General features: G+C 63.6%; 1 protein-coding gene. It reads right to left on the reverse strand.

The window, feature by feature from the left end; genetic code table 11:
- Window positions 1-126: 126 nt before the first annotated feature.
- Entirely contained in the window at window positions 127-774 is a 648-nt protein-coding gene (locus ITJ69_RS20170; protein WP_194673847.1) for an HAD family hydrolase, read from the reverse strand.
- Window positions 775-1,061: the final 287 nt, after the last annotated feature.

The raw sequence follows: 1,061 nt of genomic DNA on the forward strand, positions 1-1,061 counted from the left end.
AGGCGGGTCCCCAGAGCACTCACCAGAGCGCGTCGATCCGTTCCCGGACCTGTCGTGCAACTCGGGCGCCTACGCCACGATCGAGTGTGCCGCAGATTCCGACAACCATGCCGTTCGTCGATGTACCTAGCGCCTCGATCCGCCCAGCACGAGTTCGAACGCTCTCCACATCTGCTCGGGCTGCGCAATGACGGATTGCATCCCCACCGCGACGGCTCCGGTGTCGTCCACTGGTGTATCGCCAATCATGACGCAGTCCGGCGCTTCGACCCCCAACTCGCGTGCCGCCACCCGGAAGATCGCTGGGTCCGGCTTCACGCATCCAACCTCGTAGGACAGGACCACCGCGTCGAACAGCGACTCGAGCCCCCAGCGCTGCAGGATCGGGCGAACATCCAACGCCGTGTTCGACACGATGGCGAGCTTCTTTCCCTGATCGTGGATCGCTCGCACGAAGTCCTCAGCACCCCTGTTCATCTCCACCTGGTCCGGCATGACGTCGTACAGCGCCTCTGCAAGTGCTGGCGTTGCGACACCGTCGTGACTGATGGCAGCGATGAACGTGCTGCGGTGCTTCGCCGGGTGCAGGTCCCAGTTCTCGGCCGGGAAGAGCGACCGCGCCACCAACCACACCTGCGACAGTCTTGCCGTGAGCGCCTCGCGAGCGACCTCATCGCCGCTGCCGATTTGTCTCAGCGCGGCATCGATCCAGAGACCCTTCGAGGAACGGATCGCCAAGGTATTGAAAAAGTCCAGCAGGACGGCCCGAGCCATCAGAGGACTTCAGTAATCCGGCGCGCGCCCGGGGCGCGGCCCGTCGGACGGAGCTGGACATCAATGATCATCACGTGACGCTACTGCCGGGACGATCGGGGAACGCAAGTTCTCGTCCTTCGAGGCAAGTTTGCCTCAACAGCCGATCCCCTACCGGCGGGCCTCGACGACCAGCTGCACCGCCTGTCTTGCCGCTTCCGGTACCAACGGGATCTGAGCGAGGAAAGCCACTTCCACCCACCTCGGCTCGTACTGGTTCAGTTCTGATGCTCGTTCGATTTCTGGGC

The sequence above is a fragment of the Curtobacterium sp. VKM Ac-2887 genome (assembly GCF_015350935.1).
Taxonomy (GTDB): Bacteria; Actinomycetota; Actinomycetes; order Actinomycetales; family Microbacteriaceae; genus Curtobacterium.